The organism is Streptomyces sp. MBT65 (assembly GCF_016612545.1).
Lineage (GTDB): Bacteria > Actinomycetota > Actinomycetes > Streptomycetales > Streptomycetaceae > Streptomyces.
In genome coordinates this window covers 1-912 of sequence record NZ_JAENRY010000670.1, presented here as the reverse complement: position 1 = coordinate 912, position 912 = coordinate 1, and the positions used below count along the sequence as shown (strand labels likewise).

Here is a 912-nt window from a genome sequence, read left to right as displayed (position 1 = left end):
ACCCCCGCCGCCCTGGCCGCCGACCACTTCCCGGCCACCACCCGCTTCTACGAACGCGCCTCCTACGGCAGGTTCACGCTCCGCCCGCACCCGCTGGGGAACTGGATCCGCATGCCGCACCCGTCGACGTCGTACGCCATACAGCGCGACTGGAACCCGGTGAACCGCGCCGCCTACCTGCGCGACGCGCTCGCCGCCGCCGACCCCGAGGTCGACTTCTCGCGCTACGACGTCGTGTACTTCGTCGCCGATCCGGACGCGCCCGGAGTCGACTCGGACGCGACCAAGGTCGTCAACCTGGACACCCCGCTGCGGGCCGACGGCACCGACATCCGGCGGGTCGTCACGGTGTTCGAGAAGCACCCGCCGGACCGGCTCGTCCTCGCCCATGAGACCGGGCACGTCTTCGACCTGCCGGACCTCTACCACCGGCCGGTGGACGGCAAGGGCGACTGGGACACCTATGTCGGCGACTGGGATCTGATGGGCAGTCAGTTCGGGCTCTCCCCGGACCTGTTCGCCTGGCACAAGTGGAAGCTGGGCTGGCTGGATCCGCGCCAGGTGGTGTGCGTACGGGGGGCCACGCCGACCCGGCTGACCCTGGAACCCGTGGCTGCCGGGCCCGGCGCCTCCCTGGCCGGCGGCGCGGCGGGATCGCCGGCGTTCGGGCTCGGCCTCGGGGTCAAGCTGGCGGTCGTGCGCACCGGGACGGACAGCGCGCTGGCCTTCGAGGCGCGCAGCCCCGTCGGCAACGACACCTCGGGCTGCAAGCAGGGCGTCCTCGTGTACCGGGTGCGCGACGGCGCGGCCTCCGGGAACGGCCCGATCCAGGTCGTCGACGCCCATCCGCGCACCGAGGCGTGCTGGGAGACCTCGGTCTACCCACCGCTCGCCGACGCCCCGGTCTCCCTC

1 protein-coding gene is annotated in these 912 nt (G+C 72.9%); it reads left to right on the top strand.

Annotated elements, in window-relative coordinates:
- Positions 1 to 912, top strand: a 912-nt coding sequence (locus JHN63_RS51470) for a M6 family metalloprotease domain-containing protein (RefSeq protein WP_200692000.1), incomplete at both ends; no start/stop codon positions are given.